Genomic DNA, 25,093 nt, shown 5'->3' with positions numbered 1-25,093 from the left:
CCGTCGGCAAATGGTATACCATTTGCGCTGGCAGGGGCCCCTGGGGGTGGGGCCTACGCCAGGCCAGCCAGCACCACCGGAAGAAGGACCTCAGATGCCCCCGTTCCCCAACGCTCCCCAGGTCGCCGTGTCGGTTCTGCGCAACGTCCGGCCGTGGGGTGCCGACCCCGTAGACCTCCACGTCACGGACGGGAACATCACCCGGGTGACGCCGCACTCCCCCACCGAGGCCGGGGCCAGCCGCGCCCGCACCGCGCCCGGCGAGATCGACGGGCGCGGCCTCCTGGCCCTGCCCGGGTTCGTCAACGCGCACGCGCACGTCGACAAGAGCTGGTGGGGCAAGCCCTGGGTCAGCTACGGCGGCGAGGCCACCACGCAGGGACGCATCGCGCACGAGCGCGAGCACCGCGACGAGCTCGGCATCCCCGGCGTCGACGTCACCGTCGCCGTCCTGCGCGAGTTCCTGCGCCACGGCACGACCGCGATCCGCACCCACGTCGACGTCGACCTGGGCCTCGGGCTGCGCGGCATCGACGTGGTCCGCGAGTCCCTGTTCGTGCTGGGCGGCGTGGTCGACGCCGAGATCGTCGCGTTCCCCCAGGACGGCGTCCTGCGCCGGCCCGGCGTGCTCGAGCTGCTCGATGCCGCCGCCGCCGCCGGGGCCGAGCACATCGGCGGTCTCGACCCCGCCTCGATCGACCGCGACCCCGTGACCCAGCTCGACGGGCTGTTCGAGATCGCCGAACGTCGCGGTGTCGGCGTCGACGTCCACCTGCACGACGGTGGCGAGCTCGGCGCGTTCCAGATCGAGCTCATGATCGAGCGCACGATCCGCGCCGGGCTCCAGGGCAAGGTCAACGTGGCGCACGGCTTCGCCGTCGGGCAGCTCCCGCCGACCCGCATGGCCGACCTCGTCGAGGCCATGGGCGACGCAGGGATCAGCATGACGACCGTCGCGCCCGTCGGCGCCGTCCCGCTCCCGCTCGACCTGCTGCGCGAGCACGACGTGCGCGTGGGCCTGGGCACCGACGGCATCCGCGACCTGTGGGCGCCGTACGGGACGGGCGACCTGCTGGCCCTCACGACCCGCCTGTCCCAGCTCGCGCGCTTCCGCCACGACGAGGACCTCGTGCGCGCAGCCAGGCTCGCGACGAGCGACGCCGCACACTTCGTGGGACGCCCGGTGCACGACCTCGTCGAGGGTGCGCGCGCCGACGTCGTACTGGTCGACGCCGAGAACACCATGGACGCCGTCGTCCGGGCGCCGGCCCGCGCGCTCGTGGTCGCGGGCGGACAGGTCGTGGCCCGCGACGGCGAGGTCCTGGTCTGACCCACTCGGCCCGACCGGCCCGCCGAGGTAGAGGTCCCACGTCGAGATAGAGGTCCGGGACCCTCTACCTCGACGCGTCCCCTCTATCTCGCGACGCGAGGTCGGCGGCGCGCCGATGAGTTCTCCTGGGGTGCCCGGTCTACACCGACGACACCCCGTCCTCGCCGACCGGACCAGCACTCCGGCGGCACGTCCCCCCAGGAGCACGTCATGACCGGAACCCAGATCTTCGTCAACCTGCCCGTGGCGGACCTCGAGAAGTCCAAGGCGTTCTACACGCAGCTCGGATTCTCGATCAACGCGCAGTTCACCGACGAGAACGCCTCGTGCGTCGTCATCAGCGACACGATCTACGTGATGCTCCTGACCCACGACTTCTTCCGCCGCTTCACGTCGAAGACCATCGTCGACGCCCAGAGCGCGACCGAGACCATCAACGCCATCAGCGCCGGGTCCCGTACGGGAGTCGACGACCTTGCCGACCGGGCGCTCGCCGCGGGCGGCACCCAGACCAACCCGCCGCAGGACGAGGGCTTCATGTACTCGCGCAGCTTCTCCGACCTCGACGGTCACCTGTGGGAGGTCATGTACATGGACCCGAGCGCGATCGAGGGCTGACCGGCGCGGGCACGGCGCACGACGGTGCCGGGGAATGCCTCGGCACCGCCGCCCGTTGCCGCCTTCATGCGAGCCATCACCTACTCCCGCTACGGCGGAGCCGACGTCCTCGAGCTCAGCGAGCTCCCCACGCCCAAGGTCGGGCCGGACACCGTCCTGGTCCGGGTCAAGGCCACGAGCGTCAACCCCGTGGACTGGAAGGTCCGCGAGGGCTACCTCGACGCGATCATGGACGCCACCTTCCCGGTCGTGCCCGGCTGGGATGTCGCCGGTGTCGTCGAGCAGGTCGGCCTGGACACGCCCGAGCTCTCGGTCGGCGACGAGGTCTTCGGGTACGTGCGCAAGGACGTGGTCTCCGGCGGCACGACCGCCGAGCTCGTCGCGGCCCCGGTCCGCACGCTGGCCCGCAAGCCCGCGGCGTGGACGTGGGAGCAGGCCGCAGGCGCGCCGCTCGCGGGGCTCACGGCCCTGCAGACGATCGACCGCACCGGCGTGGGCAGCGGCCAGACCGTGCTCGTGCACGCGGCGGCGGGCGGCGTCGGGTCGATGGCCGTGCAGATCGCGGTCGCCCGCGGCGCGCGCGTGATCGGCACCGCGTCCGAGCGCAACCACGAGTACCTGCGCTCGCTGGGCGCCGAGCCCGTGGCCTACGGCGACGGCCTCGCCGAGCGCGTGCGCGCCCTCGCGCCCGACGGCGTGGACGTCGTCCTCGACTACATCGGCGGCGAGGCCCTGGCCGCCACGCCCGACGTCCTGCGTGAGGGCGGCACGGTCGCCTCGGTCGTCGACGCGGCGGCCCGCGACGAGCTCGGCGGGCACTACGTCTGGGTCCGCCCCGACGTCGAGGGGTTGACCGAGCTGGCCCGCCTCGCGGACGCCGGACAGCTCACGGTCGACGTCGCCGAGGTCCACGACCTGGCCGACACCGCAAAGGCCCACGAGGCGAGCCGGACCGGGCACGTGCGCGGCAAGGTCGTGATCACGGTCTGAGCCCCCCGTGCTGAGTGCGGAGTCCTTGCGCGACTCGCCGGGCGTTTCGCGCAAGGACTCCGCACTCAGCGGGACTGCGGGGCCGGTAGCGTGAAGCCCATGCCCGCCACCGTCCCCGCCCTCGCCGCCGCCGACTCCGCACGCCTGCGGACGCGGGCCGCCCGGCACGCCCGCTCGCTGCCGCTCGCCGTCTGCGGGCTCACGGTCGTGCTCCTCGCCGGGACGGGCCGGCTCGCCGGGGACCAGTTCTGGCTCATCGTGCTCCTGCCCCTCGGCGCCTTCCTCCTGACGTACGTCGCGGCGTTCGCCCTGCGGCTGCCCACGGGAGTGGGCGTCGGGAGCGACGGGTACGGGATCGCGCTCGTCCTGAGCGCCCTGATCGCCTTCCTCTTCCCCTGGATCCTCTTCGCGACGGGCGTGCCCTTCGCCCTGGGCCTCGGGCTCGTCGTCCTGGGGCTGCGTGCCTCGGACCGCCTCCTGTGGGTGGCCGGGCTCGTGGCGATGACCGCATCCTTGGCGCTCGTGACCACCGGCGGCCCGGGTGGCGCATCGCCGGTGCTGTATCTCGCGGGGACGATCACCCTGGGCCTCGCCCTGCTGGCAGCCGCGCTGGTCGCGCTGCGCGGTGAGCGCGAGACCCTCGCAGCCGACGACGGCGCCCCGAGCATCGGCGACCCCGCGACCGACAACCTGCGTGTGCTCGCGGTGCTCGGGGACGCCGACGAGGCCGACCAGCCCGCTCTCGCCCGCCTCACCGGCATCGAGGAGCGCAACCTCGCGGCCCGCCTCCACGACCTCACCGAGGCGAGCCTGGTCCAGGCCCGGATCACGAAGAACCGGAACTGGGCGCAGATCACGCGCGAGGGCCGCGAGGAGCTGCGGACCCGCCGCGAGGCCCTGCGCGGGGTGGCGGAGCACCGCAAGGCCTGACCTCCGTCCCCCAGAGCCGCGCACCCGGGCCGCGCACCCGGGCCGCGTACCGCCGTCGGGCACCTCGCCCGGCGCACCGGCGAGAGCGGTGGCAGGCTGACCCCATGAGGGAGTTCACCGCACAGGACTTCGCCGCGCGCATCGACCGCGCGGCCGCCCAGGCCCGGGACGCCGGCCTCGCTGGGGTGCTCGTCACCCCCGGCCCGGACATGACGTACTTCACGGGGTACACGCCCACGGCCATGACCGAGCGCATCACGCTGCTCGTGGTCCCGGCCGAGGGCGAGGCCTCGATCGTGGTGCCTGTCCTGGAGCGCCCTGACCTGGACCGTGCGGCCGGCGCCGCGGCCCTGCACGTCACGGCCTGGACGGACGGCGTCGACGAGTACGCGGTCACGGCCGACCTGCTCGACGCCGCCGGGCACTACGCGATCTCCGACTCGGCGTGGGCCATGCACCTGCTGGGTCTCCAGCGCACGCTGCCGGGCTCGTCGTACTCGGCGATGACGCAGGCCCTGCCCATGCTGCGCGCGGTCAAGGGGCCCGACGAGATCGAGCGCCTCGCGGCCGCGGGAGCGGCGAACGACGCGACGTTCGCGGACATCGTCGAGATCCGTTTCAGCGGGCGCCGAGAGCTCGACGTCGCCGCGGACCTCGCGGGCTTCCTGCGCGACCACGGGCACTCGCAGGTCGACTTCACGGTCGTCGGCTCGGGACCCAACGGCGCCAACCCGCACCACGAGGCGGGCGACCGGGTCATCCAGGAGGGCGACCTGGTCGTGCTCGACTTCGGCGGTCTCAAGGACGGCTACGGCTCGGACATGACGCGCATGGTGCACGTCGGGGGCGACGTCACGGGCCAGCAGCGTGAGGTCTTCGAGGTCGTGCGAGCCGCGCAGCAGGCCGGGGTCGACGCGGTCCGGCCCGGCGCGACGTGCCAGGACGTCGACCGCGCCGCGCGCGCCGTCATCACCGAGGCCGAGTACGGCGAGCAGTTCATCCACCGGACGGGCCACGGGATCGGGCTCACGACGCACGAGCCGCCGTACATGATCGAGGGCGAGGAGCAGCCGATCGTGTCCGGCATGTGCTTCTCGGTCGAGCCCGGGATCTACCTCCCGGGGAACTTCGGGGTCCGCATCGAGGACATCGTGGTCGCTTTCCCGGACGACCTGCCCGACGGCGCCCGTCGCCTCAACAACGCACCGCACGACCTGCACGTGGTCGAGTAGGGCCGCCTCGCGTCGACCGGGCGGCCGGGTGGCCCGCAACGCGCGAGCGCCCGCCAGGTTCGTCGCGCGGGCCCGGCGCACCTCCGTGCCCGCCCCGCGGGTCGTCGCCGGGTGTGCGGTGCTCGCGGCGAGCGTGCTCTCGACGGTGGTCCTGGTCCTGCTCGGATCCCCTGCCGCGTGGGGACTCGTCGACGGTCCGTGCCAGCGGCCGGGGCGATGGTTGACCTCGTCCACTCTGCCTGACAGAGTTCGCGCATGACGACAACGGCCCAGTACGTCGCCGACCTCCAGGCTCAGCAGCGAGCCGTGCGCCATGCCGCGTCGCTCCCGCTCTTGGTGACGACCCTCGGCGTAGGGTTCCTGGCCTACTGCGAGATCGCCACCGAGTGGTGGATCTTCCCGCAGGTGCTCGTCCCGGCGGTCGTCTTCGGAGCACTGTTCGTCGGTATGCGGGTCCAGCGGCAGGTGCTCGGCGTCGGCACGGGCCGCGACCGGTACGGACTGCTCGCGCTCGCCGTGATCCTCCTGACCCTCTTCCCGGGGCCCGTCCTCTCGATCTTCGTGGGGGCGAGCTTCTTCCTGGGCGCCGGGCTCGTCGCGCTCGGCTGGCGGGCACGGGACACCTGGCTCTGGGCACCAGGGCTCGGGCTCATGGTCGTCAGCCCGCTCGTCACCCTCGGAACGCTCGACAACCACGCACCGTTCCTCGGCGGTCGCGAGGGCGGACTGATCATCAGCACAGCCCTCCTGCTGCTCCTGACGGTCGCCGCGTTCGTGCGCGAGCGCCACGTCGTCGCGTCCGTCTCAACGGCCTCGGCGTGAGCACGCCGCCCGAGCAGCACCCGCTCTCCCGCCTCGACGAGACGGTCCACCAACGCGCCCGCCTCGGCATCCTCGCGATCCTCGCCGAGACGCGCGACGCCGACTTCGCGCACCTCAAGCGCGCGCTGGGTCTCACGGACGGCAACCTCGGGCGACACCTCGAGGTCCTCGTCACAAGCGGGTACGTCGAGCTCCGCAAGGGCAGCGACGGGCGCCGTGCACGCACCTGGGCTCGCATCACCCCCCGGGGCCGGCAGGCCCTGATCCTCGAGGTCGAGCTCCTGCACGGGCTGCTCGCGGCGGTGGGGCGCCCCGTCGACGAGTCGGACGCGCCGAGCGCTCTCCACGGCGACGGCGCCCGCGCCGCGGGACCCGACGCCTCGTCGTGAGGTCGGCGGGCCGTCGGCACCCGACAGGTGGACCACGGGTGGGCACCGCCCAGCGAGCGCACAGCGGGCCCCCGGCGCCCTCACCCCCGCCGCGTCAGGCCTCCGCCGCGTCGGCGCTCTCCGCGGGTCCGGCCCCCGCCGCCACGACCTGCTCGTTGCGGATGCCCGCCCAGCTCACGAGGCCGCCTGCGACGAGCAGCGCGGCGGTGACGACGAGCGCCCGGTGGAACCCGGCGACGTCGAGCACGGGTCCGATGACGATCCCCGCGCACGCGATCACCACGAGGCCCGCGATGCGCGAGACCGCGTTGTTCACGGCCGACCCGATGCCCGCGTCCGCCGCCGGGATCGACCCGAGGATGGCTGCGGTCAGCGGCGCCACCGTGACCGCGAGCCCCAGGCCGAACAGCAGGATCCCGGGGAGGAGCTGCGTGACGTAGCTCGCCTCGGCGGTCGTGGTGAGCATGAGCAGGTATCCGCAGCCCGCGATCAGGGGGCCCACCGTCATGAACAGGCGCGGCCCGTACCGGCCCGCGAGCGCCCCGAAGCGCGAGGACAGGAACAGCATGAGCAGCGTGACGGGCAGCAGGGCGAGTCCCGCGAGGGTCGCGCTGTACCCGGCGACCTGTTGCACGAACAGGGTCACGGCGAACCCGCCGAACGCGAGCGCCCCGTAGATCGCGGCCGTCGCGACGTTGCCCGCGGCGAAGTTGCGCACCGTGAACAGGGACAGCGGCAGCATGGGGTCGGGGGCGCGCCGCTCCCAGGCGAGGAACGCCCCGAGAGCCGCGATCCCGACGACGAGCGGCACCCACACGACGGGGCTCGACCACCCGAACCGCCCGTGTTCGATCAGCGCGAAGACGGGTCCGGCGAGCCCGACGGCCGCGAGCACGGCGCCGCGCACGTCGATGCGCCGACCGGTCTCGGTGTCGCCCTCCTCCATGCCGCGCAGGATCCACAGGGTCACCGCGACGGGCAGCAGGTTGATCCCGAACACCCAGCGCCACGACAGGGTGTCGACGAGCACTCCCCCGAGCAGGGGGCCCGCGATCATCGCGGTGCCGGTCCACGCGGTCCACGTCCCGATCGCCTTGGCCTGCGCGGCGCCGGCGAACGACGAGATGATCATCGCGAGCGAGCTCGGCACGAGCAGCGCGCCCGCGATGCCCTGGAGCCCGCGCGCGACCACGAGCACGATGCCCGTGGGGGCCAGCGCGCACAGCACCGACGTGATCGCGAACCCGACGAGCCCCCACCACATGACGCGGCGCCGCCCGTGGACGTCGGACAGCGAACCCGCCACGAGGATGAGCGAACCGAGCGTGATGAGGTAGGCGTCGACGACCCACTGCTGGAGCGCGAGCCCGTCGAGCACTCCCCCGGCCAGCTCCTCGGCGATCGCGGGCAGCGCGACGTTGACGACGGTCCCGTCGAGGAACGACACGAACGAGGCGAGGATCGCGACGAGCAGCACACGTCGCTGGGCGGGTGTCACGCCTTCACGCTAGCCCCGTCCTCGAAGCGCCACCGGGTCGCGGTGTAGTCCTCGCCGCGCCCGTACGCGTGGACAGTCGTGGGCTGCACCCGGAAGACGTACGCCTCACCGGCGGCCTGCTCGCCGGGCTCGGAGCCGCCCGTGGGCGCCTCGCTGTCCCAGAACGCGCCGTCGCGCACCTCGAAGTGCCAGTCGTACTTGCACGCCCACCGGTCCGCGAGGCGCCGCAGCGTGTGGTCCTCGGTGATCCGCACTGCGGCTCCTTCGAGCACGACGTCGAGTCCCTCGCTCATGAGGTTGGTCCCGGTGGTCAGGACGCACCCGGGGTTCGTCGCGAGGTTTCGCGCCTTGCGCTCGGTGCGGCCCGTGCAGAAGTGCAGCGCACCGTCGGCCCAGACCGTGATGAGCGGGGTGACGTGCGGGCGGCCGTCGGGGCGGACCGTGGACAGCCAGAAGATCTCGGCGCCTTGGAGCAGGACGAGGGTGTCGGCCCACGGGGTGGGCTCGGAACCGGGGGACGAGAAGTCCGTCATGAGGGTTCCGTCGGGCGCGCCGCCCGGCTCGACGGGCGCGCCGGTCTGGGCGGCGGGCTCGTCGGTCTGAGCGGTCGGCTGGGCGGGTTCTGTGGCCATGGGTGGTCCTCCGTCTCTCGGGTGGCTCCGGGACCACCCCGTCCCCCTCCGACCGGCGCGGGCGCCCGAACTCATCGGTGCTTTACGGCCACCCTGCGGGGCCGACGGACCTCTCCGGGGGCGGCGGGGCCTCAGGCGTTGGGCGCCACGGCCGTCCCGGGGCCACGGCGACGGACCGTCACACCGGGCTCGCTCGACGCGACGACGGAGGGATCACGGACCTCGGAGCGGTCGCCCGGCGTGCCGCGTGCCCCGGCGGCACCGGGACCCTCGTCGATCTCGAACCCTCCGTCGGCGAGCAGGTCGAGGTCCGCCTGCGCCGCCTGCCCCTCGCTCGTGAGGTAGTCGCCCAGGAAGATCGAGCTCACGATCTCCAGCGCGAGCGGCTGGAGCGAGCGCAGGTGCACCTCGCGACCGGCAGCGAGGCGGAGCTCGGCCGTGGGGCAGACGAAGCGCACCATCGCGAGGATGCGCAGGCACCGCTGGGGTGTGAGGTCCCACGTCCCCGCGAGCGGTGTCCCGTCGAACGGGACGAGGAAGTTGACGGGCACGGAGTCCGCGCCGAGGTCGCGCAGGGCGAGTGCCACGTCGACGAGGTCCTCGTCGCTCTCGCCCATGCCCGCGATGAGTCCCGAGCAGGGCGAGAGCCCCGCTCCCCGCGCCCGCTCGACGGTCTCGACACGGTCCGCGTACTCGTGCGTGGTGCAGATGTCGGCGTACGTCGCCTCCGACGTGTTGAGGTTGTGGTTGTAGGCGTCGGCTCCCGCGGCGGCCAGCCGCTCGGCCTGGCCGTCACGGAGCAGGCCGAGGCACACGCAGACCTCGACGTCGGGGTGCTCGCGCTTGATCCCGTCGACCATCGCGGACACCCGTGCCACGTCGCGGTCGCTCGGTCCGCGCCCGCTCGCGACGAGGCAGACGCGACGGGCGCCGCCCTCGACCCCGGCCCGGGCTGCGGCGACCGCGTCCTCGGTGCTCAGCCACGAGTACGTCAGGACCTGGGCCGTCGAGCCGAGGCGCTGCGAGCAGTACGTGCAGTCCTCGGGGCACAGCCCCGACCTCAGGTTGACCAGGTAGTTGAGGCGCACGCGCCGGCCGAACCGGTGACGACGGACCCGACCGGCGGCGGCCACGAGGTCGAGCAGGTCGTCGTCGTCCGTCCGCAGGACCGCGAGCGCCTGGGCACGGGTCGGCGACTCGTCGCGCAGGCCCTGCGCGACGAGCACGTCGAACAGTGCGCGGGCTTCGTGGGGATCGTCGTGGTCCTGCGCGAGGCGGTCGGCGCGGAGAGCGGGGAGCGGGTTCACGACCCACGATCCTTCCCGCCTGGGCTCTCCTTCTCCCCGGCCGACCTGCACAAGGCGACCGACCGCTCGTTGGGTGGGACGGCAGCGGGTCGTGGCCTTCCTCCAAGAACCTGGCCCACGGGTTGGCGCCGGCCCATCGCTCGACACCATACCTAGAGGTAGGTATGGTGTCGGCATGAGCGACGCCGACCTCCCGAGCCGCGAGCGCCTCGTGCGCGCGGCCCGCGACCTGTTCTGGGCCCAGGGCGTCGAGGGCACGAGCCCGCGCCAGGTCCTCGAAGCGAGCGGCGTCGGGCAGGGCAGCCTCTACCACCACTTCCCCACCAAGCACGACCTCTCGCTCGCCGCGATCAGCGCCACCACCAGCGACGCCCTCGCGTCCGTCACGACCGACCTCGACGACGCCGACCGCTCACCCACCGAACGCCTCGTGGCCTACCTCGAACGCCCCCGTCCGGCGCTCGCGGGCTGCAAGGTCGGGCGCCTGACGAGCGACCCGTCGGTCATGTCGGACGACGAGCTGCGCGGTCCTGTCCGCGACTACTTCGCGGGCCTGGTCGCACGGGTCCAGGCGGTCTTCGAGGAGACCGGCCTGCCCGACGACGCCGCTCACGACCGCGCGTGCGCGGCGGTCGCGATCGTCCAGGGCGGGTACGTGCTCGCGCGGGCCCTCGACGACCCGGCAGCCATGAGCGCCGCGGTCGAGGGGTTCGTGTCGATGCTCGAACCCTCGCTGGACCCGAGCACGGCGGCGCGCCCATGAGCGCCGGCGCAGGTCGCACCGACGGCCCCGTCTCCCGCCCCGAGACCGAGCCGGCTGGCGAGTCTCCGTCGCTCCGCGAGCGGCTTCGCGCGCTGCCGACCTTCGCCCCGGGCCTGCCGACCCTCGATCCGGACGCGACGCCGTCGGACCCCATGACGCTGTTCCGCGCCTGGATCGCGGAGGCGATCGACGCCGGGGTGCCGCTCCCCCACGCCATGACGCTGGCGACCGCCGGGTCCTCCGGCGAGGTGCACGCACGCACCGTGATCCTCAAGGACGTCGACTCCTCGGGATGGTGGTTCGCGACCGGCTCGTCGAGCCCCAAGGCCCGCGACCTCGCGGAGAACCCGCACGCGGCACTCACGTTCCTCTGGCCCGCGCTCGGACGCCAGGTCCGGGTGATCGGCCTCGTGACGCCCGCCGCCCCGGCGACGAGCACGGCGGACTTCCTCGCCCGCTCGGAGGGATCGCGGGCCGCCGCGCTCGTGGGACACCAGAGCGAGCCGCTCACGTCCCGGCAGGAGTACCGGGAAGCCTTCGCGTGCACGCTCGCGGCGGTCCGTGAGGACCCGACGATGATCGAGCCCACCTGGACCGCGTACGCGCTCGCGCCGACGTCGGTCGAGTTCTGGCAGGCGTCGGACGACCGCGGGCAGACCCGGCTGCGCTACCGCGCGGTCGGCCACGACTGGGAGAAGGGGCTGCTCTGGCCATGACGAGGACCACGCAGGACACCACCACAGGCACTACCAGCACGCACACCACCCCCGGCGCGACGGGCGCCGCGCGCACCGACGCGGACGCCGCGCTGCACCGGCTCGTCGAGACCGTCCGCACGCTCGACGACGCCGCCCTGCGCTCCCCCAGCGCGCTCGACGGGTGGACCGTCGGGCACGTGCTCTCCCACGTCGCGATGGTCGGTGACGCGCTCGCCCGCCAGGCCGAGCTCGCGGCCCGCGGCGAGACGGCCGAGGTCTACGAGGGCGGGGCCGAGGGCCGCGCGGCCGGGATCGAGGACGGCGCGACCCGCTCGCGCGACGAGCACCTCGACGCGCTCGGGGCGGCAGGTGCGCGGCTCGACGCCGCCTGGACGCTGACCGACCGCACCGGGTGGGACGCCCAGGTGACGTACCGCGACGGGACGGTCGCCGACGTCCTCGACTGCTGGTGGCGCGAGGTCCGCATCCACGCGACCGACCTGGGCGAGCCCGGCACCGCGCGGGGCCTCGTACCGTCCGCGACCTGGAGCCTGCCGTTCACGGAGCACCTGCTCGACTTCCTGGGCCTGCGCCTGGCCGAGCCCGTGCTCGTGGTGCGGTCCGACGACGGCGCGCGCTCCGTCGTCGGACCGCAGGGCGTGCAGGTCGCGGGCCCCGGGGCCGACGACGCGCTCACGACCGTGACGGGTTCCGCGGCGGACGTCGCCGCGTGGCTCGCAGGACGCGAGACCGCCACCGCCCCGGTCGCACACCGCGGCGGGACGCCCGTGGACCTGCCCCCGCTCGCGCCGTGGCCGTCGGGCGTCCCCGTGCGCCGCTGAGGGCCGGTCAGGCGCGGACCAGGACCGTGCCGTCCACGACGGAGACCTCGAACGTCCGCAGGTCCTCCGGCTCCTTGCCGCTCGGGTCGAGGCACCCGCCCGTCACCAGGTCCCACACCTGCTTGTACATGGGCGAGGTGATGGTCGGGGTCTCGCCCGCCGAGCCCACGATGCCACGGGAGAGCACGTTCGCCCCCGAGTAGGGGTCGCGCTGCTGGACCGCGAGCACGCGGTCGTCGGCGAGCCGGAACACGGCGACCTGGACCCCGTCGACGAGCGCGGGCACGCCGCGCTCCGGCACGAGCCGCTCGACGGGGCAGACCGTCGTCCAGGACGAGGCGTTCACTTGCGGACCTCCAGCGTGCGGGCGATCACCGGGTTGTTGTCGGACGGCTCGCCGGGGTGCGCGGGGCGCACCTGGCCGCGCACGCCCGTGTAGGCGAGGTCGGGGTCGTGCTGGTCTGGCGCGTTGACGAACGACACGAAGCGCGAGAGGCGGTCCGGGTCGTCCAAGGTCTGCGCCCACTCGTCGACGTAGGACTCGACGTGCCGCGCGACCTCGGCCTCGAGGTCGGCCGCGATGCCCAACGAGTCCTCGACCAGGACCTTGCGCAGCTCGACGATCCCACCCGGGTAGTCCGCGACCCACGGGGCCGTGCGCTGCAGCTTGTCCGCGGTCCGCACGTAGTACGCGAGGAACCGGTCGATCACCGCGACGAGCGTCTCGTCGTCGAGGTCCTCCGCGAGCAGCTCGGCGTGCCGGGGAGAGAAGCCGCCGTTGCCGCCCACGTACACGTTCCAGCCCTTCTCGGTCGCGATCACGCCCACGTCCTTGCCCCGCGCCTCAGCACACTCGCGCGCGCAGCCCGAGACGCCGACCTTGAACTTGTGCGGGGATCGCAGCCCCCGGTACCGCAGCTCGAGGCGCACCGCCATGCCCACCGAGTCCTGCACCCCGAACCGGCACCACGAGGACCCGACGCACGACTTCACCGCGCGCAACGACTTGCCGTACGCCTGCCCCGACTCCATGCCCGCGTCGACGAGCCGGCGCCAGATCTCCGGGAGCTGGTCGATGCGCGCCCCGAAGAGCCCGATGCGCTGGGCGCCGGTGATGCGCGTGTACAGGCCGAAGTCCTGCGCCACCTGGGCGATCACGAGGAGCTTCTCGGGCGTGATCTCCCCCGCCGGGACGCGCGGGACCACCGAGTACGTGCCGTCCTTCTGCAGGTTGGCCAGCGCGCGGTCGTTGGTGTCCTGGAGCGCGGCCTGCTCGCCGTCGAGGATGTACCCGCCCCACAGCGACGCGAGGATCGAGGCGACGACCGGCTTGCAGACCACGCAGCCGCGGCCCGTGCCGTGCGCCGCGACGATCTGGGTGAAGGTGCGCAGACCGTCCTGGCGCACGAGCGCGAAGAGCTCGGCGCGCGACATCGTGAAGTGCTCGCACATCGCGTTCGACACCGTGACGCCGGCCGCCTCGAGCGTCGTGTTGACGATCTTGGTCAGCACCGGGACGCACGACCCGCACACCGTCCCGGCCTTGGTGCAGGCCTTGACCTCGCCCAGGCTCGTGCAGCCGTGCTCGGTCACCGCCCCGCGGACCGTCCCGGCGGTGACGTTCGCGCACGAGCACACCACGACGTCGTCGGGCAGGTCGCCGCCGAGCACGGGCGCCCCGCCCTCCGGCGCGAGGAACGCCGACGGATCGGCGCCCAACGAGCGGCCCAGCAAGGGGCGCAGCGACGCGTAGAGCGCGGCGTCACCCACGAAGACACCACCGAGCAGGGTTCGCGCGTCGTCCGAGACGACGAGCTTGCGGTAGGTCCGCGCGACCGGGTCGGCGAACGTGACCTCGAGCGCGCCGGGCGTCAGCCCGAACACGTCCCCGAAGCTCGCGGCCTCGATGTCGACGCCCTTGAGCTTGGTCCCCTCAGGAGCCGGGGAGTAGGTCGCGACACCGCCCAGCAGGCGGTCGACGACGACGTCGGCCATGGCGTTGCCCGGCGCGACCAGGCCCACGCACTGGTCCTCGAACGACGCGCACTCGCCGATGGCCCACACGGCCGGGTCCGAGGTGTGGCACGCCGCACCCACGACGACGCCGCCGCGCTCGCCGATCGCCAGGCCCGCCTCGCGCGCCACACGGTCACGCGGGCGGATTCCCGTCGAGAAGATCACGACGTCGGCCGGGATGCGTGACCCGTCGGAGAGATCCATGGTCCCCACGGCGCCGTCACCCGCGGCGGTGAGCCCCGTGGCACCGGTCGACGTGCGGACGTCGATCCCGCGGTCGCTCACGAGCACGCGCAGCGCCTCGCCGCCCGCGTCGTCGAGCTGGACGCTCATGAGCCGGTCGGCGAACTCGACGACCGTCGCGGCCGCACCGAGGGTCTGGAGCGCGGCCGCGGCCTCGAGCCCCAGCACGCCTCCCCCGACGACGACACCGTGCAGCGGGCGACCCAGGCGCTCGGTGCGCAGCGCGACGTACTCGCGCAGGCCCTCGAGGTCGGCCAGCGTGCGGTAGCTGAAGACGCCGGGCAGGTCGGTGCCCTCGGTGCGGGGGGTCCAGGCCCAGGAGCCCGTGGCCAGGACCAGGTGGTCGTAGGCGAGCACGCGCCCGGACCTGGTCGTGACGGTCTGCGTCTCGCGGTCCACGGTCGCCACGGCGTCGCCCGTGACGAGCTCGGTGCGCGGGTCCTCCCAGACCGAGGGCTCCAGCGTCAGGTCGTCCGCCGATCGTCCCGTGAAGTACTCGGACAGGTGCACGCGGTCGTAGGGGGCACGGTCCTCGTCCCCGACGACGGACACGTGCCACGCGCCCTCGGGAGAGCGTGCGATCATCTGGCTCACGAACCGGTGGGCGACCATGCCGGCGCCGACCACCACGACGCGGCCGGGGGTGGGAGTGCTCATGTGGGGGCCTCACGAGAAGGGTCGGGCGGGACGGGGCGAGTCGGGTCGCGGGGGGCGAGTGCGACCGTCGTGACCATCCTGGCGCATAGATACGAGGTTTCTGGTCAAAACGCGAGATCAGCGCGTTGCGGGGACCTAGGGTGCGCCGTCCAGGGACCTTGGTCCCGAAAAAGTGTGACGCACGACCGTGACGGACGGCACAGCATGTGCACTCCTTCACAAGCGTAGGATCGACCGGTGGCGACTAAGACGAGAACCGGTCAGGAGACCATCGACGTAGCCCTCATCGGCGGCGGCATCATGAGTGCGACCCTCGGCGCCCTCCTGAAGCTCCTCGAGCCCACGTGGACCATCAAGGTCTACGAGCGCCTCGACGCGGTAGCCCAGGAGTCCTCCAACCCGTGGAACAACGCCGGCACCGGCCACGCTGCGCTCTGCGAGCTGAACTACACCCCCGAGAAGGCCGACGGCACCGTCGAGATCTCCAAGGCGGTCGCGATCAACGAGCAGTTCGAGGTGTCGCGCGAGTTCTGGCACCACCTGCTCACCGGGGGCCACCTGCCCGAGCCCGCGAGCTTCATCAGCCACACCCCGCACATGACGTTCGTGCGCGGTGCGGCCAACGTGGACTACCTCAAGCGCCGCTTCACCGCGCTGAGCGCCCACCCCCTGTTCAGCGAGCTCGAGTTCACCGACGACCCCGCGGTCATCGCGCAGTGGGCACCCCTGCTGGTCCTCGACCGGGACGGCGACGAAGCCGTCGCCGCGACCCGCGCGACGAGCGGCACCGACGTCGACTTCGGTGCACTCACCTCGCAGCTCTTCGACTACCTCACCGCCAACGGTGTCGAGCTCAACCTGCAGCACGAGGTCAACCGCCTCAAGAAGCGCAAGGACGGCACCTGGGACGTCACCGTCAAGGACGTGTCCTGGAACGCCGCCCAGGGGCCGCGCACCGTCAACGCGCGCTTCGTGTTCGTCGGCGCGGGCGGCGGCGCGCTGCCGCTGCTGCAGAAGGCCGGCATCAAGGAGGCCAAGGGTTACGGCGGCTTCCCCATCAGCGGCGAGTTCCTGCGCACCGACAACCCGGAGATCGTCGCCCAGCACCAGGCCAAGGTCTACGGCAAGGCCGACGTCGGCTCGCCACCCATGTCCGTCCCGCACCTCGACACGCGCGTGGTCGACGGCAAGACGTACCTGATGTTCGGCCCCTACGCCGGGTTCAGCCCCAAGTACCTCAAGAAGGGCTCGCTGCTCGACCTCTTCACGTCGCTGCGGACCCACAACATCGGCTCGATGCTCGGTGCAGGCCTCAAGAACATCGACCTCACGCAGTACCTGATCGGCCAGCTCGTCGCGAGCCCCGAGGCCAAGTTCACGGCGCTCCAGGCCTTCATGCCCACGGCCCACCCCAAGGACTGGGAGAAGATCACCGCAGGCCAGCGCGTGCAGGTGATCAAGAAGGACCCGACCAAGGGCGGCGTGCTCGAGTTCGGCACCGAGGTCATCGCGGCCGCCGACGGCTCGATCGCCGGCCTGCTCGGCGCCTCACCGGGAGCCTCGACCGCGGTCCCCGCGATGATCGACGTGCTCGAGCGCTGCTTCCCGCAGCAGTTCGCCACGTGGCGTCCCACGCTCGGAGCCATGATCCCGAGCCTCGGCCAGGCCACGTGGGAGGCTGACGAGCTCGACTCGCTGTCCGCGTCCGCGGGCCCCTCGGAGGAGTCGGTCGGCGCCCGCTGACCCCGCCTGCGCGACGCACCGACGCCCCGGTCTCCTTCATGGAGGACGGGGCGTCGTGCTGTGCCGGGCGACGTCGGATCTGGACGCTCACGCCCGGGTCAGGACTACTGCTTCGCCTCCGCGAGCACCTCGTCGACCGCGTCCCAGAAGTCGACGCGGGCCTGGTGCGTGGCGGCCGGAGTCGCCCCGGTCTCGTCGAGGCCGAGCGGCAGGTAGGGTGCGACCGCGATGAAGTGCCCGGCTTCCTTCTGCTCGACCGTCGTGACCAGCTCCTGGTCGTCGAAGCGCGGCCTCACGTCCCGCAGGCGGCCGCATGCGTCCCACTGTGGGTCGGCCGTCCCGCAGGCCAGCACGACCGGGCCCTCGATCGCCTCGACCGGCACCCGGGTCTCGGGCGGCGTGCCGACCGCGCTGCTCGGCGCGCACGGCAGTCCCGTCCCGTCGCGCGTCCAGGCCGACACCCTCCAGTTCGGGTAGCCGCAGTACAGGCTGCCCGCACCGGTCGGTGCGAACGCGCCATGGATCTCGTCGGGGTGGTTGGCCGCCAACCACAAGGCCATCTCCCCACCTCGCGAGACGCCGAACGTGAAGACCCGGTCGGTGTCGACCCCTGGCTGCTCACGCAACCAGGCGAGCCCGGTGAGGAAGGTCTCGACCGGCACCTCCGCGAGCTCGGTCGGCTGCCCAGGGCTCTTGAAGTAGCTGATCGCCAGCGCCGGGTACCCGAGCCCTGCGAGCCAGGTGGCGTCGGCTCGGGCGTTCTCGAGCCCGCCCTCCGACCCGCTGAACACGAGCACGGCCGGCGACGCTTCGTCAGCCGAGAGCCCGGCCGGCACAGCGTACGCGGCCACCATGGCGTCGTCGGTCACGTCGCGGACCTCGACGTCCGCCCCGTAACCCGTCCGCTCGACGACCGTCTCGGCGAGGGGCTCGCCGCCGGCGCTCAACGACAGGGTCACCGAGTGGTCCGCGTGCCCTGCTTCGATGCCGGGCCTGCTGCCCGTCATGGACCAGAACGGCCCCATCGCGTCGGGCGTCGTCCACGACCCCTCGGTCGGGGCGGTCGTCGCGAGGTCGACCCGTCCGTCCTCGTCGGCCACGAACGTCGCGCGCGACGACATCGCCGCCCCGTCGAGCTCCGTCGTCGCGACCAACCGCACCTCGCGCCCCGCGCCGAGCCCGGTCAGCGTGATCGCGAGCGGGTCGAACGCCCCGTCCTGCGGGGCGACCTCGATCGCCGGATCCTGTTCAGGAGGCGCCGAGCACGCCGCGATCACCAGCAGCGCAGCGGTCAGCACGAGGGCAACGGAAGGGACATGGTCACGTCGTCGGGAGGCCATGGGCAAATGTTCCCGCACCTCACCAATTCGCCACAACCTGCCACGCCCACCGGGGCCCTGTGCGCGAGGGTGCCTCGCTCAGGACCAACCCGCACCCAACCTCCCTGCTTCCTCCACGCACATCGCGGAGTCACACGTAGACTCTGACCATCTGTACAACGGGCATCTCGCCCACCTCCGCGGCTGGGAAGTCGAACCCAGCCCCTGTGAGGGATGTATGACCGACACTGCCGTCCGCCCCGGATTCCGCCCCACCAAGCCCCGCACCGTCGACGGGACGAGCGTCACCAGCACCTACACCGAGCTGTCCAAGCGCATCCGTGAGGCCGGGCTGCTCGAGCGGACGCACGGCTACTACGGCTGGGTCGCGGCAGTCCTCACGCTCGCTCTCGGCGGCGCCGTCGCGGGCTTCGTGCTCCTGGGCGACTCGTGGTTCCAGCTCCTCGTCGCGGGCGCGCTGGGGCTGATCCTCACGCAGTTCGCGTTCCTCTCGCACGAGGCCGCGCACCGCACGATCCTCACGTCGGGTCCCGCGAACGACCGGATCGGGCGGTTCCTGGCCAACGGCGTCGTCGGCATCAGCTACTCGTGGTGGATGAACAAGCACACGCGTCATCACGCGAACCCGAACCGCGTCGGCAAGGACCCGGACATCGAGACCGACACCATCTCGTTCCTCGAGGAGAGCGCGGCCGAGCAGAAGGGCTTCCTCGCCCTCATCACCCGCCACCAGGGCTGGCTGTTCTTCCCGCTGCTGACGCTCGAGGGCATCAACCTGCACATGATCTCGATCCGCTCGCTGCTGTCGTCCGCGAAGAGCCGGGCGCGGACCCTGGAGCTCGTGACGATCGCCGCCCGCCTCACGCTCTACGTGGGCGTCGTGTTCTGGTTCCTGCCGCTGGGAATGGCCTTTGCCTTCCTCGGTGTACAGCTGGCGGTCTTCGGTGTGTACATGGGCGCGTCGTTCGCGCCCAACCACAAGGGCATGGCGATCATCCCCGCGACCAGCAAGCTCGACTTCCTGTCCAAGCAGGTCCTGACCTCGCGCAACATCACGGGCGGGCGCGTCATGAACGTCCTCATGGGCGGGCTCAACTACCAGATCGAGCACCACCTCTTCCCGAGCATGCCCCGCCCCCACCTCGCCAAGGCCCGCCTCATGGTCCGCGAGCACTGCGCTCGCCTGGGCATGCCGTACACCGAGACCAACCTGCTCACGTCGTACGCGATCGTCGTGCGCTACCTGAACCGCGTCGGCCTCGCGGCCCGCGACCCGTTCGACTGCCCCATGTTCAACCAGCTCCGCAAGGTCTGAGCCTCCTCTCGCGATCTGTCAGAACCAGCGTGACGCCGAGGTCACGCTCGTTCTGACAAGCCCATCCTGCTCAGCGCGTGTCAGAACCAGCGAGGCCTATGGCTCACGCTCGCTCTGACACGTCGGCGCCGGTGCGATCGAGCGCGCGCACCGGCTGACGCAGCACCGTCCTCAGCCTCTCGGGAGCCGTCCGGCGCACGTCGCTGAGATAGATCTCGTGGTGCGGGCCGTTGAACGTCAGCCCGTGCCCGGGCAGGTACTCGTCGTGCAGCCGGGCGAGCGTCGGCGCCTCGTCGTCGTAGGACCCGACGTGCAGGATCTGCACCGCGTCCCCCTCGTCGTACGTCGCGAAGCGCACCCGGTCGAGCGCGGGCAGCCCCTTCTTGCGGCGCGTCGCCTCGGCCACGTCGGCCACGAACGCGTCGGTGAGCCAGTCGGGCTGCAGGACCATGAGCGTCCAGCTCCACGCGTCCTTGTCGCGGCGTACGAACGCCGCGGGGTCCTGAGCGGTCCACAGCCCTTCGAGCGGCCCGACGACGAAGTCCTGGCCCAGGTCCTTCTTGCTCGCGAACTTCACGGCGTAGGAGAGCGAGAACAGCGCCTCGACGGCCTCGGCGTACGCAGGAGCCGTGTTCGGGTCCCCCTGGCCGTCGATCTGCAGGTACGCGAGCGGTGGCACGACGACCCGGACGAACTCACGGGGCGGCGCGTAGAGCTCACGATGCTCCTTGCGCAGGTCGACCTTGTCCATGGGTTCCTCCGAGACGAACGACGGGGCGAGGGCGACCCGACCGCGCCCGGTGCGTGGCGCCGTCGGGCAGGGACGACGAGGAGGTGAGCCACGTCGCTCTGCCTGACGACGTCGCCCACCTCCTCAGCCTCCCTCGCCCCGCGCAGGTTCGCACTCCCGCGCCGGGCCTCAGAGCGCCTGGATGATGTTCTCCACCTGGTCCTTGGCGTCTCCGAAGAGCATCGCGGTGTTGTCCTTGAAGAACAGCGGGTTCTGGACCCCCGCGTACCCCGTGGCCATCGACCGCTTGAACACGATCACCTGCTTCGCGTTCCAGACCTCCAGCACGGGCATGCCGGCGATCGGGGAACCGGGATCGTCGAGGGCCGCCGGGTTGACCGTGTCGTTGGCCCCGATGACGAGCACGACGTCGGTGTCCGGCAGGTCCCCGTTGATCTCGTCCATCTCGAGGACGACGTCGTAGGGCACCTTGGCCTCGGCGAGCAGGACGTTCATGTGCCCGGGCAGGCGACCCGCGACCGGGTGCACCCCGAACCGGACCTCGACGCCGCGCTCGCGCAGCCGGCGGACCAGGTCCGCGACGGGGTACTGCGCCTTGGCGACCGCCATGCCGTAGCCGGGCGTCACCACGACCGAGCGGGCGTGCTTGAGCAGGTCCGCGACCTCGGCCGCCTGGATCTCGTGGTGCTCGCCGTAGTCCTGGTCCGAGACGACGACCGTGCCGCCCTCGGCCCCGAACCCGCCCAGGATCACGCTCACGAACGACCGGTTCATGGCCTTGCACATGATGTAGGACAGGATCGCACCCGACGAGCCGACGAGGGCTCCCGTGATGATGAGCAGGTCGTTGCTGAGCATGAAGCCCGCCGCGGCCGCGGCCCACCCGGAGTACGAGTTGAGCATCGAGACGACGACCGGCATGTCGCCGCCACCGATCGAGGCGACCAGGTGCCAGCCCAGCGCGAGCGCGACCACCGTCATGAGGATCAGCGGCAGCAACCCGTGGCCCGCGATGAACCAGGCCATGAGGCCGCCCGAGGCGACGAGCGCCCCGAGGTTCCACCAGTTGCGACCCGGCAGCATGAGCGGGTTCGACCGGATGCGGGCCGACAGCTTCAGGTAGGCCACGATCGAGCCCGTGAACGTCACGGCGCCGATGAGCACGCCGAGGAAGACCTCGACCAGGTGCACCACGTCGCCCTGCTCGGTCAGGTACGAGTTGAAGCCGACGAGGACCGCGGAGAGCCCCACGAAGCTGTGCAGGAGCGCGATCATCTCAGGCATCTGCGTCATCTCGACGCTGTGCGCCCGCCACGTCCCGACGACCGCACCGATCAGGAACACCATGGCGATGAGCAGCAGCGTCACCATGACGGGACGCTCGCTGTCCTGCAGCGCGAGCGCGACCGTGGCCACGAGGGCCAGCCCCATGCCGGTCATGCCGAGCAGCGAGCCGCGACGGGCGGTCTCCTGCTTGGACAGGCCCGCGAGGCTGAGGATGAACAGGACGGCTGCGATGACGTATGCAGCCTGGACCAGGGAGGTCAGCACGGGTCAGGCCTCCTTCCGGAACATGCCGATCATGCGGTAGGCCACGAGGAACCCACCGAAGATGTTGATGGAGGCCAGGGCGGCCGCGACGAAAGCGATGGTGGTGACCACCCAGCTCGAGTCGCCGATCTGCAGGAGCGCGCCGACCAGGATGATGCCGGAGATCGCGTTCGTCTGGGCCATGAGCGGGGTGTGCAGCGAGTGGCTCACGTTCGAGATCACGTAGTAGCCCACGACCACCGCGAGCGCGAACACCGTGAAGTGCCCCACGAACGCGGGCGGCGAGAACGTGATGGCGAGCGCTGCCAGGACCGCTCCCAGGGCGTACCCGACCGCTCGGCGGGTGCCACGTCGTCGGGCCTCGTCGAGGGCGGTCGCGGCGTCGCGCGCGGCCTGCGCCTCGTCGACCACCGAAGCCACGGGTGCGGCCGGGGCGGCCGAGACCGCGACAGGGGGCGGCGGCCACAGGACCTCGCCCGCGCGCGCGACCGTCATGCCGCGCAGCACCTCGTCGTCGAGGTCGAGGACGACCTGTCCGTCGCCGCCCGGAGTCAGGAGCTTGAGCAGGTTGACGATGTTCGTGCCCACGAGCTGCGACGTGTGCTTGGGCATGCGGCTCGTGAGGTCCGTGTACCCGAGGATCACGACGCCGTTCTCCGTGACGACGCGCTCCCCCGGCACCGTGAGCTCGCAGTTGCCGCCGCCCGAGGCCGCGAGGTCCACGATCACGCTGCCGGGGCGCATCGCAGCGACCATCTCGGCGCTGATCGTGCGCGGCGCGCGGCCCCGCACCAGGGCTGTGGTGACGACGATGTCGGCGCGCGCGCTCTCGGCCGCGTACATCTCCGCGGTGAGGCGCTCCTGCTCGGCGGTCAGCGCGCTCGCGTACCCGTCGGTGCTGACCTCCTGGCGCGCGCCCTCGGCCTGGACGAACTCCGCGCCCATCGACTCGATCTGCTCGCCGACCTCGGGCCGCACGTCGAACGCACGCACCTGCGCGCCGAGGCTCGCGGCCGTGCCGATCGCCGCGAGACCTGCGACACCCGCGCCGATCACGAACACGTTCGCGGGCGCCGTCTTGCCCGCCGCGGTGACCTGACCGGCGAACATGCCGCCGTACTCCTCCGCGGACTCGATCACCGCGCGGTACCCCGCGACGTTCGACATCGCGCTCAGCACGTCGAGCGACTGGGCACGGGAGATGCGCGGCACGGCGTCGAGGGCCAGCGCCGTGACGCCGTGGTCCGCGAGCTGCTGGACGAGGGCCTCGTTCGCACCGGGCGCCAGCATGGCGACCAGCGTCGCACCCTCGCTCAGCGCCGCGACCTGCTCGGCCGACGGGCTGTTGACGGCCGTGACGACGTCCGCACCCCACGCCAGCGCCGCGTCCCCCAGGGTCGCACCCGCCTCGGTGTACGCCTCGTCGGGGTAGCTCGCGCGCTCACCGGCGCCGTGCTCGACCACGACGTCGTACCCCAGGCCCACGAGCTGGGCCACCGTACGGGGCGTCGCGGCGACGAGCCGCTCGCCGGGACGGGTCTCTCTGGGCACGCCGATGCGCATGCTGACCTCCTTGCTCGGATGGCTGCACGGTATCGGCACGGCAAAGAAAGCGCCGCAAGGCACGCATCGTGGACGAATGTCGTCCACGCGGATCACGGTCCGGCGTACGAGACGGGTGCGTGCGCCGCCGGCCTGCCCCTGCCCGACGGCGCCAATCACCTGGCATCTGCCACTCGCCGCTGGCTAGGGTCGCGTCATGAGCGCATCCGGCCCGCCCGACGCACGCGGGCGACTCGTCGACGACCCCTTCGACCATCGGGTCACGGCGTCCGGGACCGTCCTGGCCTACCGGGGCGGGCGGCTGGTGGCGACGATCTCCGGCGCCCAGGCGGCGCGACTGATCGCCGCTCTGGAGACGGCTGACGAGGACCGGGCGCAGCACCTCCTGGCGCGGGCGACCGGGAACTACCGACGGGGGAACGAGCGGCGGTGATCTGCGTCGAGCCGGCTCAGCCCGTTCGCCGAGCCTCGGCGGCACCCGACGAAGGCCCCCGTGAGAGGGCGAAACGCCCACCGGTGACGTGCGACACATTCGACCCTTAGCGGGTGAGAACAGGCCGCGAACAACGACGAAGGCCGCCTCCCTCGCGGGAGACGGCCTTCGTGTCGGGTGGAGCTGAGGGGACTCGAACCCCTGACCCCCTGCATGCCATGCAGGTGCGCTACCAGCTGCGCCACAGCCCCAGAACCATTGCTGGCCCCGTGCTTCCGTGAGGTTTTCCCCCTCGGAAGCATCGCTAGTTTATGCCGAAGTCGGCTGGAAAATCCAATCGGGTCCGGACGCCCACTCGTCGAGCGAGAAGTCGGCTCCGACGTTGTGCGCGACGAGCCTCCACGCCGGGTGCGCGTTGGCCCCCGAGCGCTGGAGCTGCGACCAGTGGACGTTGTTGAGCCCGGAGATCCCCCGCCAGCCCGACGGATCCAGGCCGAGCATCGCGGTGATCGCGAGCGTGATCGCCGCACCGTGCGAGACGACCACGAGCGTGTCCTTCTCGTCCAGGGCGTCGGCGTGCTCGGTCACAGCCTCGACCATGCGGGCCGCGACGTCGGACCGTGACTCGGCCCCCGCGCGTGCGGGCTCCTCGCCACGGCGCCACGCCGCGTACTCGTCGGGCCAGCGCTCGGAGAGCTCCTCGCCCGTCATGCCCTCCCACTCGCCGAACCCGCGCTCGCGCAGACGCTCGTCGAGCGAGACGGGCAGGCCCGTCGCCTTGCCGTAATACCTCGCGGTCTCCGCGGCACGCGTCAGGTCGGACGCGACGACGACCGTCGCGGCGTGCGCGGCCGCGAGCGACCGTGCCCCCTGCTCTGCCTGCCAGTGGCCTACCGCGTCGAGCGGGATGTCGACCTGTCCCTGGAGGCGCATGGCCGCGTTGTACTCGGTGCGCCCGTGGCGCAGGAAGACGACGGTACGAGCACTCACGCCTGCGCGTCCTCCGCGAGGTGGATCGAACCGTCGGACACGGCGTCCTCGGACGAGGCGCCGTCTCCGCCACGTGCGTCCTCGGGCAGCTCGACGACGGGGCAGTCCTTCCAGAGGCGCTCGAGCGCGTAGTAGACGCGGTCCTCCGAGTGCTGGACGTGCACGACGATGTCGCCGAAGTCCAGCAGGACCCAGCGAGCCTCCGACTTGCCCTCACGGCGGATGGGCTTGACCCCGACCTTGTGCAGCTCTTCCTCGACGGCGTCCACGATGGCGGACACCTGCCGCTCGCTCGATCCCGACGCGATCAGGAAGACGTCCGTGAGCACGAGCTGCTCACTGACGTCCAGGGCGATGATCTCTTCGGCCTTGCGGTCCGATGCGGCGCGAGCCGCGATCACCGCAAGCTCGACAGCGCGTTCCGTTGCAGTCACGACTCT

General features: G+C 72.2%; 23 protein-coding genes, 1 tRNA gene and 1 pseudogene. 13 read left to right on the top strand and 12 right to left on the bottom strand.

All coding sequences use genetic code 11. The features are described from left to right. Nucleotides 1-94 precede the first annotated feature (94 nt). From IE95_RS0110580 to IE95_RS0110550, 7 genes are all read left to right on the top strand, one after another. Entirely contained in the window at nucleotides 95-1,330 is a 1,236-nt protein-coding gene (locus IE95_RS0110580) for an amidohydrolase family protein (protein WP_030151597.1), read from the top strand. Between the two features lie 210 nt (nucleotides 1,331-1,540). Continuing rightward, nucleotides 1,541-1,948: a VOC family protein gene (locus IE95_RS0110575; protein WP_030151596.1), complete on the top strand. Its 408-nt coding sequence runs from the start codon at nucleotides 1,541-1,543 to the stop codon at nucleotides 1,946-1,948. A 66-nt stretch (nucleotides 1,949-2,014) separates the two neighbouring features. Next, nucleotides 2,015-2,938, top strand: coding sequence for an NADP-dependent oxidoreductase (locus tag IE95_RS0110570; protein ID WP_030151595.1), 924 nt, complete (start codon nucleotides 2,015-2,017; stop codon nucleotides 2,936-2,938). A 99-nt stretch (nucleotides 2,939-3,037) separates the two neighbouring features. Then, nucleotides 3,038-3,868 carry a hypothetical protein gene (locus IE95_RS0110565; RefSeq protein WP_030151594.1) on the top strand — a complete coding sequence of 277 codons (831 nt, stop codon included), beginning with the start codon at nucleotides 3,038-3,040 and terminating at the stop codon, nucleotides 3,866-3,868. A gap of 104 nt (nucleotides 3,869-3,972) precedes the next feature. Then, nucleotides 3,973-5,100 carry an aminopeptidase P family protein gene (locus IE95_RS0110560; protein WP_030151593.1) on the top strand — a complete coding sequence of 376 codons (1,128 nt, stop codon included), beginning with the start codon at nucleotides 3,973-3,975 and terminating at the stop codon, nucleotides 5,098-5,100. A 255-nt stretch (nucleotides 5,101-5,355) separates the two neighbouring features. Next, on the top strand, nucleotides 5,356-5,922 hold the full coding sequence (locus IE95_RS0110555) for a hypothetical protein (RefSeq protein ID WP_030151592.1): 567 nt from the start codon (nucleotides 5,356-5,358) through the stop codon (nucleotides 5,920-5,922). Then, complete coding sequence (locus IE95_RS0110550; protein WP_084690110.1) at nucleotides 5,919-6,311, top strand: transcriptional regulator; 393 nt, start codon at nucleotides 5,919-5,921, stop codon at nucleotides 6,309-6,311. The genes IE95_RS0110555 and IE95_RS0110550 overlap by 4 nt, the downstream gene beginning before the upstream one ends. Nucleotides 6,312-6,405: 94 nt before the next feature. Here the strand turns inward: IE95_RS0110550 and IE95_RS0110545 are convergent, their stop codons facing one another. From IE95_RS0110545 to bioB, 3 genes and pseudogenes are all read right to left on the bottom strand, one after another. Next, a complete protein-coding gene (locus IE95_RS0110545; RefSeq protein WP_036571804.1) occupies nucleotides 6,406-7,809 on the bottom strand; it encodes an MFS transporter in 1,404 nt (467 codons plus the stop codon). Next, entirely contained in the window at nucleotides 7,806-8,441 is a 636-nt protein-coding gene (locus tag IE95_RS0110540; RefSeq protein ID WP_084690108.1) for a pyridoxamine 5'-phosphate oxidase family protein, read from the bottom strand. The genes IE95_RS0110545 and IE95_RS0110540 overlap by 4 nt, the downstream gene beginning before the upstream one ends. A gap of 134 nt (nucleotides 8,442-8,575) precedes the next feature. Then, a pseudogene (gene bioB, locus IE95_RS0110535) lies at nucleotides 8,576-9,676 on the bottom strand (biotin synthase BioB); the annotation flags it as partial. A 247-nt stretch (nucleotides 9,677-9,923) separates the two neighbouring features. Between bioB and IE95_RS0110530 the strand changes: the two are divergent. Genes IE95_RS0110530 through IE95_RS0110520 form a run of 3 tightly spaced genes read left to right on the top strand, consistent with a single transcriptional unit; the run spans nucleotide 9,924 to nucleotide 12,051 of the window. Further along, nucleotides 9,924-10,511: a TetR/AcrR family transcriptional regulator gene (locus IE95_RS0110530; protein ID WP_030151587.1), complete on the top strand. Its 588-nt coding sequence runs from the start codon at nucleotides 9,924-9,926 to the stop codon at nucleotides 10,509-10,511. Next, a complete protein-coding gene (locus tag IE95_RS0110525; protein WP_030151586.1) occupies nucleotides 10,508-11,227 on the top strand; it encodes a pyridoxine/pyridoxamine 5'-phosphate oxidase in 720 nt (239 codons plus the stop codon). Before IE95_RS0110530 ends, IE95_RS0110525 begins: the two co-directional genes overlap by 4 nt. Next, a complete protein-coding gene (locus IE95_RS0110520; RefSeq protein WP_051702989.1) occupies nucleotides 11,224-12,051 on the top strand; it encodes a maleylpyruvate isomerase family mycothiol-dependent enzyme in 828 nt (275 codons plus the stop codon). The genes IE95_RS0110525 and IE95_RS0110520 overlap by 4 nt, the downstream gene beginning before the upstream one ends. Before the next feature lie 7 nt (nucleotides 12,052-12,058). Here IE95_RS0110520 and nirD read toward each other — a convergent pair whose 3' ends face one another. Both nirD and nirB read right to left on the bottom strand, forming a co-directional pair. Then, complete coding sequence (nirD, locus tag IE95_RS0110515) at nucleotides 12,059-12,397, bottom strand: nitrite reductase small subunit NirD (RefSeq protein ID WP_030151584.1); 339 nt, start codon at nucleotides 12,395-12,397, stop codon at nucleotides 12,059-12,061. Next, the gene (nirB, locus tag IE95_RS0110510; RefSeq protein ID WP_030151583.1) at nucleotides 12,394-14,967 is read right to left on the bottom strand and encodes a nitrite reductase large subunit NirB; all 2,574 of its coding nucleotides are present in this window, start codon (nucleotides 14,965-14,967) and stop codon (nucleotides 12,394-12,396) included. The genes nirD and nirB overlap by 4 nt, the downstream gene beginning before the upstream one ends. Before the next feature lie 237 nt (nucleotides 14,968-15,204). On the opposite strand from nirB, the gene IE95_RS0110505 reads away from it, so the two are divergent. Then, on the top strand, nucleotides 15,205-16,710 hold the full coding sequence (locus IE95_RS0110505) for a malate:quinone oxidoreductase (RefSeq protein ID WP_030151582.1): 1,506 nt from the start codon (nucleotides 15,205-15,207) through the stop codon (nucleotides 16,708-16,710). Nucleotides 16,711-16,814: 104 nt separating this feature from the next. Here IE95_RS0110505 and IE95_RS0110500 read toward each other — a convergent pair whose 3' ends face one another. Beyond that, complete coding sequence (locus tag IE95_RS0110500) at nucleotides 16,815-18,008, bottom strand: acyl-CoA thioesterase/BAAT N-terminal domain-containing protein (protein ID WP_030151581.1); 1,194 nt, start codon at nucleotides 18,006-18,008, stop codon at nucleotides 16,815-16,817. Between the two features lie 259 nt (nucleotides 18,009-18,267). On the opposite strand from IE95_RS0110500, the gene IE95_RS0110495 reads away from it, so the two are divergent. Beyond that, nucleotides 18,268-19,365: a fatty acid desaturase family protein gene (locus IE95_RS0110495; RefSeq protein ID WP_030151580.1), complete on the top strand. Its 1,098-nt coding sequence runs from the start codon at nucleotides 18,268-18,270 to the stop codon at nucleotides 19,363-19,365. A 103-nt stretch (nucleotides 19,366-19,468) separates the two neighbouring features. Here the strand turns inward: IE95_RS0110495 and IE95_RS0110490 are convergent, their stop codons facing one another. The 3 genes from IE95_RS0110490 to IE95_RS0110480 all read right to left on the bottom strand — a co-directional run bounded on the left by IE95_RS0110490 (nucleotide 19,469) and on the right by IE95_RS0110480 (nucleotide 23,230). Next, nucleotides 19,469-20,116 carry a GyrI-like domain-containing protein gene (locus IE95_RS0110490; protein WP_051702988.1) on the bottom strand — a complete coding sequence of 216 codons (648 nt, stop codon included), beginning with the start codon at nucleotides 20,114-20,116 and terminating at the stop codon, nucleotides 19,469-19,471. A gap of 168 nt (nucleotides 20,117-20,284) precedes the next feature. Beyond that, complete coding sequence (gene pntB, locus IE95_RS0110485) at nucleotides 20,285-21,667, bottom strand: Re/Si-specific NAD(P)(+) transhydrogenase subunit beta (protein ID WP_030151578.1); 1,383 nt, start codon at nucleotides 21,665-21,667, stop codon at nucleotides 20,285-20,287. Between the two features lie 3 nt (nucleotides 21,668-21,670). After that, nucleotides 21,671-23,230 (bottom strand): Re/Si-specific NAD(P)(+) transhydrogenase subunit alpha, encoded by a 1,560-nt coding sequence (locus tag IE95_RS0110480; RefSeq protein WP_030151577.1) that lies wholly within the window; start codon nucleotides 23,228-23,230, stop codon nucleotides 21,671-21,673. A 196-nt stretch (nucleotides 23,231-23,426) separates the two neighbouring features. On the opposite strand from IE95_RS0110480, the gene IE95_RS0110475 reads away from it, so the two are divergent. Continuing rightward, complete coding sequence (locus tag IE95_RS0110475; protein WP_030151576.1) at nucleotides 23,427-23,663, top strand: hypothetical protein; 237 nt, start codon at nucleotides 23,427-23,429, stop codon at nucleotides 23,661-23,663. A 178-nt stretch (nucleotides 23,664-23,841) separates the two neighbouring features. Here the strand turns inward: IE95_RS0110475 and IE95_RS0110470 are convergent. From IE95_RS0110470 to rsfS, 3 genes are all read right to left on the bottom strand, one after another. Beyond that, nucleotides 23,842-23,914: transfer RNA gene (locus IE95_RS0110470), tRNA-Ala, on the bottom strand. A 58-nt stretch (nucleotides 23,915-23,972) separates the two neighbouring features. After that, a complete protein-coding gene (locus IE95_RS0110465) occupies nucleotides 23,973-24,653 on the bottom strand; it encodes a histidine phosphatase family protein (protein WP_030151575.1) in 681 nt (226 codons plus the stop codon). Next, the gene (rsfS, locus tag IE95_RS0110460) at nucleotides 24,650-25,087 is read right to left on the bottom strand and encodes a ribosome silencing factor (protein WP_030151574.1); all 438 of its coding nucleotides are present in this window, start codon (nucleotides 25,085-25,087) and stop codon (nucleotides 24,650-24,652) included. Before rsfS ends, IE95_RS0110465 begins: the two co-directional genes overlap by 4 nt. Nucleotides 25,088-25,093 lie beyond the last annotated feature (6 nt).

Source organism: Oerskovia turbata (assembly GCF_000718325.1).
GTDB classification, from domain to species: domain Bacteria; phylum Actinomycetota; class Actinomycetes; order Actinomycetales; family Cellulomonadaceae; genus Oerskovia; species Oerskovia turbata.
Note: the sequence above shows the minus strand (reverse complement) of the source record. Positions and strands in the feature narration are given on the sequence as shown.

Coding starts and splice junctions, on each gene's coding strand:
- IE95_RS0110580 (WP_030151597.1), top strand. CDS start 95: ATGCCCCCGTTCCCCAACGCTCCCCAGGTCGCCGTGTCGGTTCTGCGC.
- IE95_RS0110575 (WP_030151596.1), top strand. CDS start 1,541: ATGACCGGAACCCAGATCTTCGTCAACCTGCCCGTGGCGGACCTCGAG.
- IE95_RS0110570 (WP_030151595.1), top strand. CDS start 2,015: ATGCGAGCCATCACCTACTCCCGCTACGGCGGAGCCGACGTCCTCGAG.
- IE95_RS0110565 (WP_030151594.1), top strand. CDS start 3,038: ATGCCCGCCACCGTCCCCGCCCTCGCCGCCGCCGACTCCGCACGCCTG.
- IE95_RS0110560 (WP_030151593.1), top strand. CDS start 3,973: ATGAGGGAGTTCACCGCACAGGACTTCGCCGCGCGCATCGACCGCGCG.
- IE95_RS0110555 (WP_030151592.1), top strand. CDS start 5,356: ATGACGACAACGGCCCAGTACGTCGCCGACCTCCAGGCTCAGCAGCGA.
- IE95_RS0110540 (WP_084690108.1), bottom strand. CDS start 8,441: ATGGCCACAGAACCCGCCCAGCCGACCGCTCAGACCGACGAGCCCGCC.
- IE95_RS0110530 (WP_030151587.1), top strand. CDS start 9,924: ATGAGCGACGCCGACCTCCCGAGCCGCGAGCGCCTCGTGCGCGCGGCC.
- IE95_RS0110525 (WP_030151586.1), top strand. CDS start 10,508: ATGAGCGCCGGCGCAGGTCGCACCGACGGCCCCGTCTCCCGCCCCGAG.
- IE95_RS0110520 (WP_051702989.1), top strand. CDS start 11,224: ATGACGAGGACCACGCAGGACACCACCACAGGCACTACCAGCACGCAC.
- nirB (WP_030151583.1), bottom strand. CDS start 14,967: ATGAGCACTCCCACCCCCGGCCGCGTCGTGGTGGTCGGCGCCGGCATG.
- IE95_RS0110495 (WP_030151580.1), top strand. CDS start 18,268: ATGACCGACACTGCCGTCCGCCCCGGATTCCGCCCCACCAAGCCCCGC.
- IE95_RS0110490 (WP_051702988.1), bottom strand. CDS start 20,116: ATGGACAAGGTCGACCTGCGCAAGGAGCATCGTGAGCTCTACGCGCCG.
- IE95_RS0110480 (WP_030151577.1), bottom strand. CDS start 23,230: ATGCGCATCGGCGTGCCCAGAGAGACCCGTCCCGGCGAGCGGCTCGTC.
- IE95_RS0110475 (WP_030151576.1), top strand. CDS start 23,427: ATGAGCGCATCCGGCCCGCCCGACGCACGCGGGCGACTCGTCGACGAC.